Consider the following 14,512-nt stretch of genomic DNA (forward strand, 5'->3'; position numbering starts at 1 on the left):
TTCAAAATTTAAGATAAGTTAACAAGAAATCGGATTAAAGGTTGATTTTTAAGGTTAAAATGCTACACCAACAACTTAATATTAGCACAACTATTTTTTAAAGCTTTTTGAACAGCTTTTTATTTAGTCATCTTCTTTGGCTATGTGACTGTTTTTGAGGAAAAAAAAACACTGGTATATAGTTTTAACACTTCAAACCAAAGGAAACTTTTTATTTTCATGTAGATGTAAAACTAATTAAAAAATACTATAATTTTGTATTAAATTTTAATAGCGTATTGCGCTCTAAATGAATAAATACATTGTCGTAAATCAGCCTGAAAACTGGAATTTTTCAACTGGTAACACCAACGTCATTTCCTCTCAAGATTACCTTACCAACCCAAAATATGCTCTTTTAAAAAATGCACGTATTTTTAATTTGTGTAAGGATTATTCGTACCAATCCAAGGGCTATTACGTATCCCTCTTGGCGGAGGCGAGAGGGCACTTGCCAATCCCAACGACCAAAAACATAGTAGATTTAAAAACACTAAAACTTGTTAGAATTGTTTCCGATGAGTTCAACGATGAAATTCAAAAAAGTCTTAAAAATATTAAATCTAGAGAATTTACGCTAAGTATTTACTTTGGGCAAAATGTAGCTCAAAAGTATAAAGTGTTGAGCTCCCTATTCTACAAACACTTTCAGGTACCATTTTTGCGTGTTAAATTCAATTATAACAATAAATGGAACGTACAGAGCATAAAAGCAATTTCAGAATCTGAAATTCCAGTAGAACATATTGCTAGTGTTAGAGAATTTGCTAATCAGTATTTTTCAAAAAAGCGTTATGATACTGCAAAAGTAAGCAACTACGATTTTGACTTAGCAATATTGGTTAACCCAAATGATCCTGCTCCTCCAAGCAATTCTAAAGCTCTAAAAAAGTTTGTGGATATTGCCGAAAAGATGAATATCTATGCAGAAATCATTGAGCCAAAAGATTTGTCTCGCCTATCTTCTTTTGATGCCCTATTCTTAAGGCAAAGCACCGAAGTAAACAATGAAGCGTACACTTTTTCTAGAAAGGCACAGCAAGAAGGTTTAGCAATCATTGACTACCCTGATGCTATTTTAAAATGCTGTAATAAGGTTTATATGGCTGAAGCTTTACAAAATGCCAATATTGATACTCCAAAAACAGTCATAGTCCATAACAACAATAGAAATTCAGTACTAAAGGAAACAGGACTACCTTGCATACTAAAGGCGCCAGACTCTACATTTTCTTTTGGAGTAAAAAAAGCTAACACCAAAGAGGAATTTGATACTTTGGTAACAGAAATGCTCAAAGAATCAGAACTTATTATTGCTCAAAAATTCTGTCCTTCGGATTATGATTGGCGCATTGGCGTTATTGACAATAAACCTTTTTATGCCTGTCGTTATTACATGGCTAAAGGTCATTGGCAAATTTATAATTGGAAAGCTAAAAAGAAAACCGAACAAGATGGTAATGCCGATTGTATGGCCATTGAAGATGTGCAAAAAAATGTCATAGATATGGCGTTAAAATCTGCAAAACTTATGGGCGAAGGTCTTTTTGGCATTGATATTAAAGTAGTGGAAGAAAAACCAATGGTTATTGAGATTAATGATAATCCTAACATTGACTTTGGAGTTGAAGATTTACACTATGGAGATTTGGTATATACCGAAATACTCTACGCACTAAAAAAACGATTAAATTAAAAAATGGCAAAAAAATATCATTTATTCGAGGTTTATGGAATAGAACTCGAATATATGTTGGTAAATAAAAATACGTTTAAAGTTGCACCACAAGTAGATGAGCTTTTAACAAAAAAGGCAGGAAAAATAAGCTCTGACATTGATAATGGTGATATAGCTTGGAGCAACGAACTTGTGGCTCATGTTGTGGAATTGAAAACTAATGGCCCAACCTCTAACATCGACGATTTAGCTTCAAAATTTCATGCTAATGTTTTAGAGATGGATGCTCTATTGAGCGATCTTCAATTAAAATTATTAGGATCAGCCGCCCATCCATTAATGAATCCTGATTTAGATACGCAACTATGGAAACATAGCTACAATGAAGTCTATGCACTTTACAATACGATTTTTAACTGTAAAGGTCATGGATGGAGCAACGTACAAAGTACACATTTAAATCTACCATTTAATGACGATAAAGAATTTGAAAAACTGCACGCAGCAATAAGAATTATTCTCCCTTTACTTCCGGGAATCTGTGCAAGTTCACCAATCTTAGAAGGCGAAATTACCGGCTTCATGGATACCCGTTTGGAGTTCTACAAAACCAATCAAAAAGAAATACCAGATTTAACTGGTATGGTTATTCCTGAGAGGGTATTTTCAAAATTAGATTACCATGCCTCTATTTTTGAACCTATTAAGCGCGCTATAAGACCTTATGACAAGAATAAAATTTTAGATCATCATTTTTTAAACTCTCGTGGTGCTATAGCACGTTTTGATAGAAGTGCAATTGAAATACGATTAATGGACATTCAAGAATGTCCAATGGCTGATGTAGCTATCTGTGCTTTGGTAATTGAAATATTAAAAGCCATTATTGATAAGCAATTTTGCACATTGCAAGCTCAAAAAATTTGGACAAAACAAGAACTATTTTTGATTTTAGATGAAGGCATCAAAAACGGTGAAAATAGTATCATTGGGAATATACCATATTTAAAGCTATTTGGCTTGAACAAAGTTTCTACAATGAACGACGTTTGGAAACACCTCTATAAAAAAGTAAGATCACAAATTCATAAAAATCATCAAGAATCTATTGAACTGATCTTAGAAGAGGGCACTTTATCTACAAGACTTTTAAAAGCCATAGGAAACGATATTTCTGAAGCGCACATCATTGAAGTTTATCAAAAACTTCAAAGTTGCTTAATAAAAAATAAAATGTTTCAACCTTGAAACTTGTCTTAACCTGTGAGCATGGTGGTAATGTTATACCAAAAGCTTACGCAAAACAGTTTACTGATAGAGAGATTTTAAAAACCCATCGTGGGTTTGATCTAGGTGCTTTAGATCTGTTCGAATATTTAGAACCTTTGGCTGAAGCATCATTTTATAATATAAATTCGCGTTTATTGATAGAATTGAATCGATCATTGATTCATAAACAGTTATTTTCGGAATTTACTACACCTTTATCTAGAGCTGAAAAAAATAATATTATTAAAACCTATTATTTGCCCTACAGAACAGCTGTTGAACATAAAATAGCTAATCTAATAGCTTCAAATAATAAGGTAGTACACCTGTCTATTCATAGTTTTACACCAAAGTTAAATGGAGACATTCGTAACTGTGATGTAGGTTTATTGTACGACTCACGGAAAAAAGAGGAACAAGAGTTTTGCAGCCACTTTAAAACAGAAATTTTAAACTATAATTCGGATTTAAATGTACGCTTTAATTATCCGTATTTAGGTAAGGCAGATGGTTTCACTACATTTTTAAGAAAACAATTTCCAAAAAACTATTTGGGTATTGAAATTGAAGTGAACCAAAAGTTTTGCAAAAACAACAAAATGAATATTCAAATAAAGCATAACTTATTTAAAACTATTGACAAGCTGAGTAGGTAGCTATAATCTAAAATGATTAAATCAAAATCTTAATATTAGCATAACTATTTTCTAAAGCTTTTTGAGCTGTTTTCATGTCTAACCATTCTACCTTAGTGATACCCTCCTTTTCTTGAGGATAAAGCTTACCATTAAATTTAGTTTTCATTTCAAACCAATAGGTAATCTTAATTTTATGTTTACCGTTGCGCTTAAAAATGTGGTAAGTCGTCGGTAAAGCTTTGGTAATTTTAAGCCCTTCTACTCCAGTCTCCTCTTCAACTTCCCTGATAGCGGTTTCTTCAATAGATTCTTTACCTTCTATCTTACCCTTGGGTAAATCCCATTTATTATTTCTATATATAAACAACACTTCATTGTTTTCATTATATACTTTACCACCACCTGCAACAACATTTGGTAATAGTTTTAGAAAATGTTTTAAAAGCTTATCTGGATTGTTGTGTATTAAATGTACAGCTTTTAAATCTGTACTATTAAGTATTTTTATAACCTTACCAATATTAACAGATTTAAGAAGGAAGGATTTAAAATCTGTTTCCTTTTCAACTTTAGTAGTTAAAATTATAGGCTTATCACCTACATAAATAGTGTACATAGATTGGGTTAGTTATAACTTATCAATTGTAAATGTATTATTTTTTATTAAACCACTTTTAAACTTAGAATTAAATTAGTTTAAAATTTAAAAACTTATAAAATTCATTAATTTTGCAATTATGATTTTTAATAAAGAAACCGCAAAAAAAACCGCAGAAGTTTTACTGCAGATTAATGCAATAAAACTACAACCAAAAGAGCCTTTTACTTGGGCTTCTGGCTGGAAATCACCAATATACTGCGACAATAGAATTGTACTCTCATATCCATTGATAAGAAATTATATAAGAGAGACATTAGCTAGAGAGATTGAAGAACTATACGGAAAACCAGATGTAATAGCCGGTGTTGCAACTGGTGCAATTGGTATTGGAGCCTTAGTAGCAGATTATCTTAATCTTCCGTTTGTTTATGTAAGACCAGAGGCTAAAAAACATGGTCGCCAAAACCAAGTTGAAGGTCATATAGAAAAAGGACAAACTGTAGTAGTAGTAGAAGATTTAATAAGTACAGGAAAAAGTAGCCTTAACGCTGTTGCTGCCTTAGAAGAGGCTGAAGTTAATATAAAAGGCATGGTTGCTATTTTTTCTTACGGATTTGATGTTGCGAAAAAAAACTTTAGTGATGCCAATATAGAATTACACACTCTTGGCAACTACGAAAATCTTTTAGAACAAGCCTTAGACACCAACTACATAACCAAAGCAGAACAAGACATTTTAGCACAATGGAATGCTAATCCTAGCGAATGGAACGCTAATTGATATATTATCGTTGAGCCGTTTAGTTGTTGATTCGTTTAAATTCATTAAAATTAAAACGACATCAATTAAACGCATTAACTAATTAACATTATTAAACATGAATTTAGAATCACCAAAGGTAACCTTAGATAAAACACCAGAAGAAACGTTCAATTTCTTATCAGACGTTAAAAATTTTGAAAGCTTAATGCCAGAGAACATTAGCAAATTTGAAGTTCTTGACAATGACAAATTTCTTTTTGCTTTAAAAGGTATGCCAGAAATAGTACTTAAGAAAAAAGATGAGGTTCCGCACAACAAAATTGTTCTAGGAGCAGCTGGCGGAAAGTTAGATTTCTCACTCATAGGTCATATCACAGAAGTTGAAACTAATAAAAGTGAGGTGCAGTTAACTTTTAACGGAGAGTTCAACGCTATGATGGCTATGATGATAAAAGGACCAATCAATAAATTTATTGAAACCCTTGCTACTAAAATGAAAACTGCGATCTAATAAAGCAAGGTCACTTGTTTTAAATCAAAAGTTTTTATTACATCATCTTCGGTCCAAACGTTAAGTTTACCTGATTCAGTTACACCTTTTATAATTCCAGAAAAGATAGTACCATCTTCATTTTTAAATGTTGAAGGTTTGTCTTTTCGGAATAAAAGCGCTTCATATTGCTTTTTGATTTCAGCATAATCTTTAGATTCTAATAACTTAAAATAGAATTGGAGTTGCGTTAAAACAGCTGATAAAACTTCATCTTTATTATATACAACACCAGTAAGTAAATTCATTGATGAAGCCATAGGTAAATCCTCAAAATTCTTTTGATTTACATTTAACCCAAATCCAATAATAGAACCTTTGAGTTGGTTTTGCTTTATCACATTTTCTATTAGCGTGCCACAAATCTTTTTATTTGCTGACAAAATGTCGTTAGGCCATTTTATTGAGAGTTGGGGTATTTTTAATTGTCTGAGTGTCTTACAAATTGCTAAAGCCACAACCATGCTAATGTAAAATTGCTTCTCTACATTAAGTGCGCTAACCTCTTTAAATACACTAGCCGTGAGGTTTTTACCCTCTTCTGTTTGCCATACTGTACCCATCTGTCCTCTTCCTTTTGTCTGATGGTTAGCCAAAACAACAGTAAAATCTTTAGGTAAATTAATTGCAGCCATAGCCTTTAGGTAACTGTTTGTTGAGTCAATGGCATCAAGTTTGATAATGTACATAGCAAATAACGGTCTATTTTTTATGGTTTTCTTATGACATTTAGGGTCTACAAGAACTAAAAAAATAATAACTTTGCATAAATTTAATTCAATTTAATGACGAAAGAAAAAACTAGTGCAGACCAACTCATTACAACAATCATTGCTGGAATAGAAGAGGTTAAAGGAAAAGAAATTACAATTTTAGATTTAAGAGATATTGAAAATACGGTTTGCGATTATTTCATAGTTTGTGAGGGTACTTCTAATACACAGGTTAACGCAATCGTCAATTCCATACAAAAGTTAGTTAGTAAAACCACTAAAGACAAGCCTTGGCATATAGAAGGTACTGACAATGCCGAGTGGGTTCTAATGGATTATGTAAATGTAGTTGTACATGTTTTTCAAAAACATATCAGAGAATATTACGACATAGAAAGTCTTTGGGGAGACGCTAAAATGACACAAATAGAAACAAGTTACTAAAAAGAGAAAAGGCTAATAATGGCAAAAGACAATAAAAATTCAAATAAAAAACCTAAAGTAAATCCGTATTGGATTTACGGAGTAATCATTGCTATATTCTTATCAATTCAATTATTTTCCGGTGGGTTTGGAGGATCTACTGGCAAGCAGATTAATCCATCACAATTTATAGATTATCTAGATAGAGGTGATGTTGCCAAGGTAGAAATAGTAAACAAACGTGAAGCTAGAGTTTATTTAACTAAAGAAGCCCAGCAACAAGAAGTTCATAAAAACTCTAAGCCTCAAACTATTTTACCATCGGTAACCCCAATTCCTAATTATAAGTTTGAATTTGGTGATCTTCAAAATTTTGAAAAAGATATAAGAAAAAGCATAGAAGATAATAGCCTTGAAACTGTTGTAGAGTATGAAACTGAACAAAACGTTTGGGGAGATTTCTTACTTACACTTTTACCATTCATCCTTATCATTGGTGTTTGGATTTTTATAATGAGACGTATGTCATCTGGTGGTGGTGGCGGAGCTGGTGGGCAGATTTTCAACATAGGAAAATCTAAAGCCAAGCTTTTTGATGAGAAATCTGACACAAAAACTTCATTTAAAGATGTAGCAGGTTTAGAAGGTGCTAAAGAAGAGGTTCAAGAAATAGTGGATTTCTTAAAGTTTCCTGAAAAATATACTTCTCTTGGTGGTAAGATTCCTAAAGGTGCATTGCTTGTAGGACCTCCAGGTACGGGTAAAACCTTATTAGCAAAAGCTGTTGCAGGTGAAGCTAAAGTACCTTTCTTTTCATTATCTGGTTCTGATTTCGTGGAGATGTTTGTTGGTGTTGGTGCTTCTCGTGTAAGAGATTTGTTTAAACAAGCTAAGGAAAAATCACCATCAATTATTTTTATTGATGAGATCGATGCCATTGGTAGAGCAAGAGGAAAAAACAATTTCTCTGGTTCTAATGACGAAAGAGAAAACACGTTGAACCAGTTATTAACTGAAATGGACGGTTTTGGTACTAATACAAACGTTATTGTACTCGCGGCAACCAACAGAGCAGATGTCTTAGATAGCGCATTAATGCGTGCTGGTCGTTTTGACAGACAGATTTACGTAGATCTTCCTGATGTTAGAGAGCGAAAAGAAATTTTTGAAGTACACCTTCGTCCGCTTAAAAAAGAAGAAACTCTAGACGTAGATTTCTTAGCAAAGCAAACTCCTGGTTTCTCTGGAGCAGATATAGCAAATGTTTGTAATGAGGCGGCTTTAATTGCAGCCAGAAAAGGAAAAAAAGCAGTTAATAAACAAGATTTCTTAGATGCTGTAGATAGAATTATTGGTGGTTTAGAAAAGAAAAACAAAATTATAACACCAGAAGAAAAACGAGCAGTTGCTTTCCACGAAGCTGGTCATGCCACTGTAAGTTGGATGCTAGAACACGCTGCACCATTGGTAAAGGTTACCATTGTTCCTAGAGGTCGTTCTCTTGGTGCTGCTTGGTATTTACCAGAAGAACGCCTTATCGTAAGACCTGAGCAAATGCTAGATGAAATGTGTGCCGCTTTAGGTGGTAGAGCTGCTGAGCAAGTAATTTTTGGTAAAATATCAACTGGAGCATTAAGTGATTTAGAAAAAGTAACCAAGCAAGCAAGAGCCATGGTTACAATTTATGGCTTAAGCAATAAGGTTGGAAACCTAACCTACTATGATTCTTCAGGACAATCTGAATATGGGTTTACAAAACCATATAGTGAAGAAACTGCTGTTTTAATCGACAAAGAAATTTCTAGCATTATAGAAACACAATACAAGAGAGCAGTAAAACTTTTAGAAGAAAACAAAGACAAACTTACTGAACTTGCTGAAGTGCTATTAGATAAAGAAGTGATTTTCAAGGATAACTTAGAAAAAATCTTCGGAAAACGTGCTTTTGATAAAGAAGAAATAGTTGTAGACGAAGAAGAATAAACTACACTGCAATCATATAAAAAACTTAAATTGACATCTAGTTAGTTTAAGTTTTTTTATATTTGAGAAATGCACTAACCTAGGATTAATAGTAGCAGTTGAATGAGCTTATTTCGTAAACTCTTCGGAAAAAAATCAAATCAGTCCGAAGAACAAATACCAAATCAAGAGCGTGGCAAATATATGCCTGAAATTAAGTTGCCTGCCGATGAACGTTTTACAATAAACTTCAAGGCAAACGGAGGTAAGTTCTTGTATTGTGAAAATATGGATGAGGTTAAAGAAAGTTTCAATGCTATTCTTCATGAGAACCAATGGCACAATGATAAAGTATTTGTTATTGACGAACGTTTATTAGATCTATTCAAGGATTTTAAACTTAACAGTACCAATAAAATTTCTGAGAGTAAATACTTTTTATCAACTTGTGAATATTTAATTTCTGATGATGGTTCTTTACTAATATCATCTAATCAAATAGCAGAGAAAAAATTAAAAGAGTTACCAGAGCATTTTATTATTTATGCTACTACAAGTCAATTTGCAGAAAATATTGGTGAGGGGCTAAAAGGTATTAAGGCAAAAAGCAAATCTAAAATCCCAACCAACATTACTACTATAAAGCATTTTAAAACTGCAGACGACAAAGATTTTCTCACCTATGGAAGTAGTGCAAAAAATCTATACCTACTTCTTTTAGAAGATTTGTAATGAAAGAATTCTATATACGAGCCATATCTGGCATTATCTATGTTTTATTACTTATTGGATCTTTGTATATGCAAAATACGCTAACTGCGTTGCTAGCCTTATTTGGGATGCTAAGCTTGGTAGAGTTTAGTAAACTCATTAAGCTAAAATCAATTGCTCAGTACATCGTATTTATTCTATTATTTGGAGGTTTTTGGTATTTGTGTCTATTAAATAAAAATGTAAATGGTAGTGATGAGGCTATTCAAATTCTATTAGTCACTACTATTTTTGTCAATCTCATCCTCATAAAAGATTTGTTTACAACAAAGCGTATTCCAATATTCAGTTCAAAAAGTTTTATTGTAACTACTTTCTATTTAACAAGTGGTTTTGTTTTTATGCTTCTAATTGCTAATTATAAAAATGTTTTTACACCCTTATTACTATTAGGGAGTTTTATACTCATTTGGGTTAATGATAGTGCAGCTTATTTAGTTGGCAAGAACTTCGGTAAACAAAAATTGTTTCCTAGTATATCACCTAAAAAAACAGTCGAAGGATTTCTTGGCGGGTTGTTTTTTGCTTGTATTTCTAGTTATTTCATTGCAAAGTATACTGAGACTTTAGGTTTTACAAGCTGGTTAATTATGGGTATCATTGTAAGTGTATTTGGTACTTTGGGTGATTTAATAGAGTCGAAATTTAAACGTCAAGCTGGTGTAAAAGATAGCGGAGTTATAATGCCTGGTCATGGAGGTCTTTTAGACCGACTAGATAGTATTATCTTTGCATCACCATTTATTTATTTATTTTTAAGAATACTAAGCTATGTTTCATAAAGAAGGTCATAAAATTATATTTATCACATTAGTCCTTGTAGTAGGCTCGTTTTTTACAATAGATGAGTTTATAACCAACGAATGGCTTAGAAAAGGTTTGATGATAGCCATACTTATCTTCTTTATCCTTATTCTTCAATTTTTTAGAAATCCAAAACGCCACACTCATGCCAATGAAAAGCATGCTTTATCACCAGTAGATGGAAAAGTTGTGGTAATTGAAGAAGTGATGGAAAATGAGGTTTTTAAGGATAAACGCATTCAGGTGTCTGTGTTTATGTCGCCTATTAACGTACATGTTACAAGATATCCTATCAGTGGTAATGTAAGTTTTAGCAAATATCATCCCGGAAAATACTTAGTGGCTTGGCATCCAAAAGCAAGCGAAGAAAACGAACGTACTACAGTAGTAGTTGAGAATGAAAGTTTTGGCAAAGTGCTTTATCGCCAAATTGCAGGAGCGCTTGCCAAGCGTATTGTAAACTACGCTACTATAAATTCTAAGGCTATACAAGGTGAAGACTCTGGTTTTATAAAATTTGGCTCTAGAGTAGATTTATTTTTACCTTTAGATGCCGAGATTAAAGTAAAACTCAATCAGAAAGTAAGAGGCGGTGAAAGTATTATTGCAGAAATGAACTAAATGACTTCAGAAGAACTACATAAAGAGTTTGAAAATGCTGTAGATCGTATTAATGCTCATACAGATCCGTTTCCTGCAGACTTTTTGCTTCGTCTTTATGCCTATTACAAAAAAGCAACCAATGACTACGGACGGCCAAGTAGCCGCAAGCCTATAATTAATGCTTTTAAGACCAATGCACTTTTTCAGGTACAAGACATAAGTCCGGACGAAGCTAAGAGAGAATATATAAACCTAGTGAATGATTACTTTTTGTACAGAAAATAGAGTAATAACACCTAAGATAATATCCTTTTATTTTGTTATGATTCTAAATTAAAGCCGACAGATTTTATACTCTTTAATTATTATAATAGTTTATAGAAGGTGATTATATCTAACAAAAATGGAAAAGTATTTAGACGCATTTTTTAACGCATTTGAAGGCACATTAAACTGGACTTGGAAATCAATCATTTTTGAAGTACCATGGTACACTAACTATTTTTGGGGACTTATAGCTATCTCTGTTTTTGTATGGCTATTAGAAATTGCCTTTCCGTGGCGAAAGAATCAATCTATTTTTAGACGCGACTTTTGGTTAGACGCATTCTATATGTTTTTTAATTTCTTCATGTTTTCTATTGTTATCAGTGGTTTTTATAAGATTTTAGAATTGTTATTTGCTGAAGTAAATATTAATGCTAAAAGTTTGGCGTTGATAGATATGTCTAATTGGTCTACTGGAATGCAGTTACTAGTATTTTTTATAATTCTAGATTTTGTGCAATGGTTTACACACGTACTTCTTCATAGGTATAAATTTTTATGGAATTTCCATAAAGTGCATCATAGTGTAAAAGAAATGGGATTTGCAGCGCACTTAAGATTCCATTGGATGGAAAACATCTTATATAAGCCATTAAAAACATTTGGTGTTATGATTATTGGAGGTTTTGAACCAGAACAAGCTTTTATAGTCCACTTTATAGCTATAGCTATTGGTCACTTTAACCACTCCAATATTAAAATAACTTGGGGACCGTTGAAATACATTTTTAATAATCCTGTAATGCATTTATATCATCATGCCTATCATTTACCAGAAGGTAAACATGGTGTTAATTATGGGATTAGTTTAAGTCTGTGGGATTACATTTTCAAAACAAACTATGTTCCTGAAGATAGTGGAACTATAGAAATAGGTTTTAAAGGCGATGATAAATTTCCTCAAGATTTTATTGGGCAAAACACCTACGGCTTTGGAAAAAACAAAAGTTGATTTTTATATAGACTAGTCTCTTATTAATGGTAAAGTGGAGCAACGCAATAACCCTTCTTGTTTTGCTATTTCTGTATAAGGCACTTCTTCAACTGTAAAGCCATTATTACGCAACCAAGTATTTAATCTTGTGAAATTCTTTTCTGAAATGATTACATCTTCAGAAATTGAAAACACATTACTGTTCATATGGTACATTTCTTCTTTTGTAATTTCAAAAATATTATCCTTACCAAAGAAATCTACTAGCCACTGGTATTCTTCTTCTTGTAAAAATCCATTTTTATGTAGTATGGCTTTATCTTTTCCTATGGGTTGAAAACAACAATCTAAGTGCAGCGCATTTTCCATAGCGTTTGTCTGTGACTTCCTAAGGTTGAAACTCTTAACGGTTTTATGAGGAAATTTTTCTGCAATGTAATCTACACCTGCCTTATTGGTACGAGCTACAATAAAATCTGCATAATCGTCCCCTCTATATGTACCTATAAATATATGATCGTTCCATACAATAACATCACCTCCCTCTATATGTGCTTCTACTGGTGGACGCATTACTTTTTTCGGGTCGATTTGATCTATAATGTATTGAATAGCATCTAACTCTTCTTCCCTATCTGGTAATATGTTTGCTTTTATAAAAATATCATCAATTACAAAACCTATATCTCTTGTAAAAATCTGATTACAGTCTGTAATAATTTGTGGTCTGTAAACTTTTACATCGTACTTTTCAAATACCTTAGCTACGGCTTCCATTTCTTTAACCATGTCTTCTTCTATAGGATATGTGCCTGCCTTGATGTGCTCTAAGGATTTTGGGTCGTAAGCATCCTCTTCTGATGGTGTAGGGCCATTACTTTTTGCTGTTCCTAAAATAACAGCTCTTAATCGAGACGTCTCGTTTGGTATATTAAGTTTCATCTGTAAATACTTGTTGTAATTTATCTAATGACTTTGACTATTTACTTTCTATTTAGTTTTGACTAAATTTGATAATTATTATTCCTGTAGGCATAAAAAAAGCCTCATAGTTTTATGAAGCTTTTTTGCTTTTCAATATTATAAATTATCTCTTATCAATAGTTTTAAATTCTCTGTAAGTTTCGCCAATATATAATTGTCTCGGACGACCTATTGGCTCTTTGCGCATGCGCATTTCTCTCCATTGTGCAATCCAACCTGGCAAACGACCTAATGCGAACATTACAGTAAACATTTCTACAGGTATACCCATTGCTCTATAAATAATACCTGAATAAAAATCTACGTTGGGATATAATTTTCTATCTACAAAGTACTGATCTTCTAAAGCTTCTTTTTCAAGTCCCTTAGCAATATCTAAAATAGGATCTTCAACACCTAAATCGCCCAATACTTCATCTGCTGCCTTTTTAATGATTCTTGCTCGTGGATCAAAATTCTTGTACACTCGGTGACCAAAGCCCATTAAACGGAAGGGATCTTCCTTATCTTTAGCTTTTGCCATATATTTCTTAGTATCACCACCATCTTCCTTAATTGCTTCTAACATTTCTAACACAGCTTGATTTGCTCCACCATGTAATGGTCCCCAAAGTGCTGAGATACCAGATGCCAAGGACACAAATAGTCCTGCGTGAGAAGAACCTGCAATTCTAACAGTTGAAGCAGAACAGTTTTGTTCGTGATCTGCATGTAGAATTAAAAGTTTATCTAAAGCATTAACTAAAATTGGGTTTTGCTCATACTCGCTATCTGGTCTTTTGAACATCATCTTAAGTACGTTTTCTACGTAACCTAAATTTTTGTCACCATAATCTAATGGTAAGCCGTGTTTTTTGCGCATTGTCCAAGCCACAAGAATTGGAAACTTAGCTAATATTCTAACGATGGCATTATACATGGCCTCCTCTGAATTTACATCAACGGAAGATGGATAAAATGCTGTTAAGGCACTTGTTAAAGAAGATAATACACCCATCGGATGTGCAGACTTAGGAAAAGCATCTAATATCTTTTTTATATCATCGTCTACCACTGACTTATCCTTAATATCTGCTTCGAACTTATCAAGTTGAGATTGTGTTGGTAATTCACCAAAAATCAATAAGTATACAACTTCTAAAAAGTTAGCTTTCTCAGCAAGTTCTTCAATTGAATATCCTCTATACCTTAGTATTCCTTTTTCACCATCTAAGAAGGTGATTGCACTTTCGCAACTTCCTGTATTTTTGTAACCAGGATCAATAGTAATTACACCTCCTGTTGCACTTCTTAAGGTTTTTATATCGATGGCAACTTCATTTTCTGTTCCTACTTTAATCGGTAGTTCGTATTTTTCTCCATTAATTTCTAAGGTAGCTTTATCTGACATCTTTTTTACTTGTTTTTGTGAATTTTTAAGGTTCGCTAATTTACAAAATATCAAACGATTTCG

General features: G+C 32.8%; 16 protein-coding genes. 12 read left to right on the top strand and 4 right to left on the bottom strand.

Annotated features, from left to right (window positions below; all coding sequences use genetic code 11):
- Positions 1-289 precede the first annotated feature (289 nt).
- From FC091_RS13490 to FC091_RS13500, 3 genes are read left to right on the top strand one after another with little or no spacing between them, the layout of a single operon-like run.
- Positions 290-1,735, top strand: a complete 1,446-nt coding sequence (locus tag FC091_RS13490) for a RimK family protein (protein WP_138434795.1) — start codon at positions 290-292, stop codon at positions 1,733-1,735.
- Positions 1,736-1,738: 3 nt separating this feature from the next.
- Positions 1,739-2,965 carry a glutamate-cysteine ligase family protein gene (locus tag FC091_RS13495; protein WP_138434796.1) on the top strand — a complete coding sequence of 409 codons (1,227 nt, stop codon included), beginning with the start codon at positions 1,739-1,741 and terminating at the stop codon, positions 2,963-2,965.
- On the top strand, positions 2,962-3,642 hold the full coding sequence (locus FC091_RS13500) for an N-formylglutamate amidohydrolase (RefSeq protein ID WP_138434797.1): 681 nt from the start codon (positions 2,962-2,964) through the stop codon (positions 3,640-3,642). Before FC091_RS13495 ends, FC091_RS13500 begins: the two co-directional genes overlap by 4 nt.
- Positions 3,643-3,658: 16 nt before the next feature.
- On the opposite strand, the gene FC091_RS13505 is transcribed toward FC091_RS13500, so the two are convergent.
- A complete protein-coding gene (locus FC091_RS13505) occupies positions 3,659-4,240 on the bottom strand; it encodes an NUDIX hydrolase (RefSeq protein ID WP_138434798.1) in 582 nt (193 codons plus the stop codon).
- A 121-nt stretch (positions 4,241-4,361) separates the two neighbouring features.
- Here FC091_RS13505 and pyrE point away from each other — a divergent pair, with 121 nt between their 5' ends.
- Both pyrE and FC091_RS13515 read left to right on the top strand, forming a co-directional pair.
- On the top strand, positions 4,362-5,006 hold the full coding sequence (gene pyrE / locus FC091_RS13510) for an orotate phosphoribosyltransferase (RefSeq protein WP_138434799.1): 645 nt from the start codon (positions 4,362-4,364) through the stop codon (positions 5,004-5,006).
- A gap of 97 nt (positions 5,007-5,103) precedes the next feature.
- Positions 5,104-5,499, top strand: a complete 396-nt coding sequence (locus tag FC091_RS13515; protein WP_138434800.1) for an SRPBCC family protein — start codon at positions 5,104-5,106, stop codon at positions 5,497-5,499.
- Here the strand turns inward: FC091_RS13515 and FC091_RS13520 are convergent.
- Positions 5,496-6,227, bottom strand: coding sequence for a biotin--[acetyl-CoA-carboxylase] ligase (locus FC091_RS13520; protein ID WP_138434801.1), 732 nt, complete (start codon positions 6,225-6,227; stop codon positions 5,496-5,498). The two genes, FC091_RS13515 and FC091_RS13520, sit on opposite strands and share 4 nt — an antisense overlap.
- A gap of 96 nt (positions 6,228-6,323) precedes the next feature.
- Here FC091_RS13520 and rsfS point away from each other — a divergent pair, with 96 nt between their 5' ends.
- From rsfS to FC091_RS13555, 7 genes are all read left to right on the top strand, one after another.
- Positions 6,324-6,695, top strand: a complete 372-nt coding sequence (rsfS, locus tag FC091_RS13525) for a ribosome silencing factor (RefSeq protein WP_138434802.1) — start codon at positions 6,324-6,326, stop codon at positions 6,693-6,695.
- Positions 6,696-6,713: 18 nt separating this feature from the next.
- On the top strand, positions 6,714-8,657 hold the full coding sequence (ftsH, locus tag FC091_RS13530; RefSeq protein ID WP_138434803.1) for an ATP-dependent zinc metalloprotease FtsH: 1,944 nt from the start codon (positions 6,714-6,716) through the stop codon (positions 8,655-8,657).
- Positions 8,658-8,759: 102 nt separating this feature from the next.
- Entirely contained in the window at positions 8,760-9,368 is a 609-nt protein-coding gene (locus FC091_RS13535) for an LUD domain-containing protein (RefSeq protein ID WP_138434804.1), read from the top strand.
- Positions 9,368-10,189, top strand: a complete 822-nt coding sequence (locus tag FC091_RS13540; protein ID WP_138434805.1) for a phosphatidate cytidylyltransferase — start codon at positions 9,368-9,370, stop codon at positions 10,187-10,189. The genes FC091_RS13535 and FC091_RS13540 overlap by 1 nt, the downstream gene beginning before the upstream one ends.
- On the top strand, positions 10,179-10,832 hold the full coding sequence (locus FC091_RS13545; RefSeq protein ID WP_138434806.1) for a phosphatidylserine decarboxylase family protein: 654 nt from the start codon (positions 10,179-10,181) through the stop codon (positions 10,830-10,832). Before FC091_RS13540 ends, FC091_RS13545 begins: the two co-directional genes overlap by 11 nt.
- Entirely contained in the window at positions 10,833-11,099 is a 267-nt protein-coding gene (locus FC091_RS13550; RefSeq protein WP_138434807.1) for an acyl-CoA-binding protein, read from the top strand. It abuts the gene before it with no gap.
- Positions 11,100-11,217: 118 nt separating this feature from the next.
- Entirely contained in the window at positions 11,218-12,093 is an 876-nt protein-coding gene (locus tag FC091_RS13555; RefSeq protein WP_138434808.1) for a sterol desaturase family protein, read from the top strand.
- A 12-nt stretch (positions 12,094-12,105) separates the two neighbouring features.
- Here FC091_RS13555 and FC091_RS13560 read toward each other — a convergent pair whose 3' ends face one another.
- Positions 12,106-13,017 (bottom strand): dimethylarginine dimethylaminohydrolase family protein, encoded by a 912-nt coding sequence (locus FC091_RS13560; RefSeq protein ID WP_138434809.1) that lies wholly within the window; start codon positions 13,015-13,017, stop codon positions 12,106-12,108.
- A 145-nt stretch (positions 13,018-13,162) separates the two neighbouring features.
- A complete protein-coding gene (locus FC091_RS13565) occupies positions 13,163-14,449 on the bottom strand; it encodes a citrate synthase (protein WP_138434810.1) in 1,287 nt (428 codons plus the stop codon).
- Between the last annotated feature and the right edge of the window lie 63 nt (positions 14,450-14,512).

Source organism: Winogradskyella algicola (assembly GCF_005869935.1).
GTDB classification, from domain to species: domain Bacteria; phylum Bacteroidota; class Bacteroidia; order Flavobacteriales; family Flavobacteriaceae; genus Winogradskyella; species Winogradskyella algicola.

What these genes read in the sequence shown, in the direction of transcription:
- FC091_RS13505 (WP_138434798.1), bottom strand. Translation starts at nt 4,240, where the DNA reads ATGTACACTATTTATGTAGGTGATAAGCCTATAATTTTAACTACTAAA.
- FC091_RS13495 (WP_138434796.1), top strand. Translation starts at nt 1,739, where the DNA reads ATGGCAAAAAAATATCATTTATTCGAGGTTTATGGAATAGAACTCGAA.
- FC091_RS13550 (WP_138434807.1), top strand. Translation starts at nt 10,833, where the DNA reads ATGACTTCAGAAGAACTACATAAAGAGTTTGAAAATGCTGTAGATCGT.
- ftsH (WP_138434803.1), top strand. Translation starts at nt 6,714, where the DNA reads ATGGCAAAAGACAATAAAAATTCAAATAAAAAACCTAAAGTAAATCCG.
- rsfS (WP_138434802.1), top strand. Translation starts at nt 6,324, where the DNA reads ATGACGAAAGAAAAAACTAGTGCAGACCAACTCATTACAACAATCATT.
- pyrE (WP_138434799.1), top strand. Translation starts at nt 4,362, where the DNA reads ATGATTTTTAATAAAGAAACCGCAAAAAAAACCGCAGAAGTTTTACTG.
- FC091_RS13545 (WP_138434806.1), top strand. Translation starts at nt 10,179, where the DNA reads ATGTTTCATAAAGAAGGTCATAAAATTATATTTATCACATTAGTCCTT.
- FC091_RS13520 (WP_138434801.1), bottom strand. Translation starts at nt 6,227, where the DNA reads ATGTACATTATCAAACTTGATGCCATTGACTCAACAAACAGTTACCTA.
- FC091_RS13565 (WP_138434810.1), bottom strand. Translation starts at nt 14,449, where the DNA reads ATGTCAGATAAAGCTACCTTAGAAATTAATGGAGAAAAATACGAACTA.
- FC091_RS13515 (WP_138434800.1), top strand. Translation starts at nt 5,104, where the DNA reads ATGAATTTAGAATCACCAAAGGTAACCTTAGATAAAACACCAGAAGAA.
- FC091_RS13560 (WP_138434809.1), bottom strand. Translation starts at nt 13,017, where the DNA reads ATGAAACTTAATATACCAAACGAGACGTCTCGATTAAGAGCTGTTATT.
- FC091_RS13540 (WP_138434805.1), top strand. Translation starts at nt 9,368, where the DNA reads ATGAAAGAATTCTATATACGAGCCATATCTGGCATTATCTATGTTTTA.
- FC091_RS13555 (WP_138434808.1), top strand. Translation starts at nt 11,218, where the DNA reads ATGGAAAAGTATTTAGACGCATTTTTTAACGCATTTGAAGGCACATTA.
- FC091_RS13490 (WP_138434795.1), top strand. Translation starts at nt 290, where the DNA reads ATGAATAAATACATTGTCGTAAATCAGCCTGAAAACTGGAATTTTTCA.
- FC091_RS13535 (WP_138434804.1), top strand. Translation starts at nt 8,760, where the DNA reads ATGAGCTTATTTCGTAAACTCTTCGGAAAAAAATCAAATCAGTCCGAA.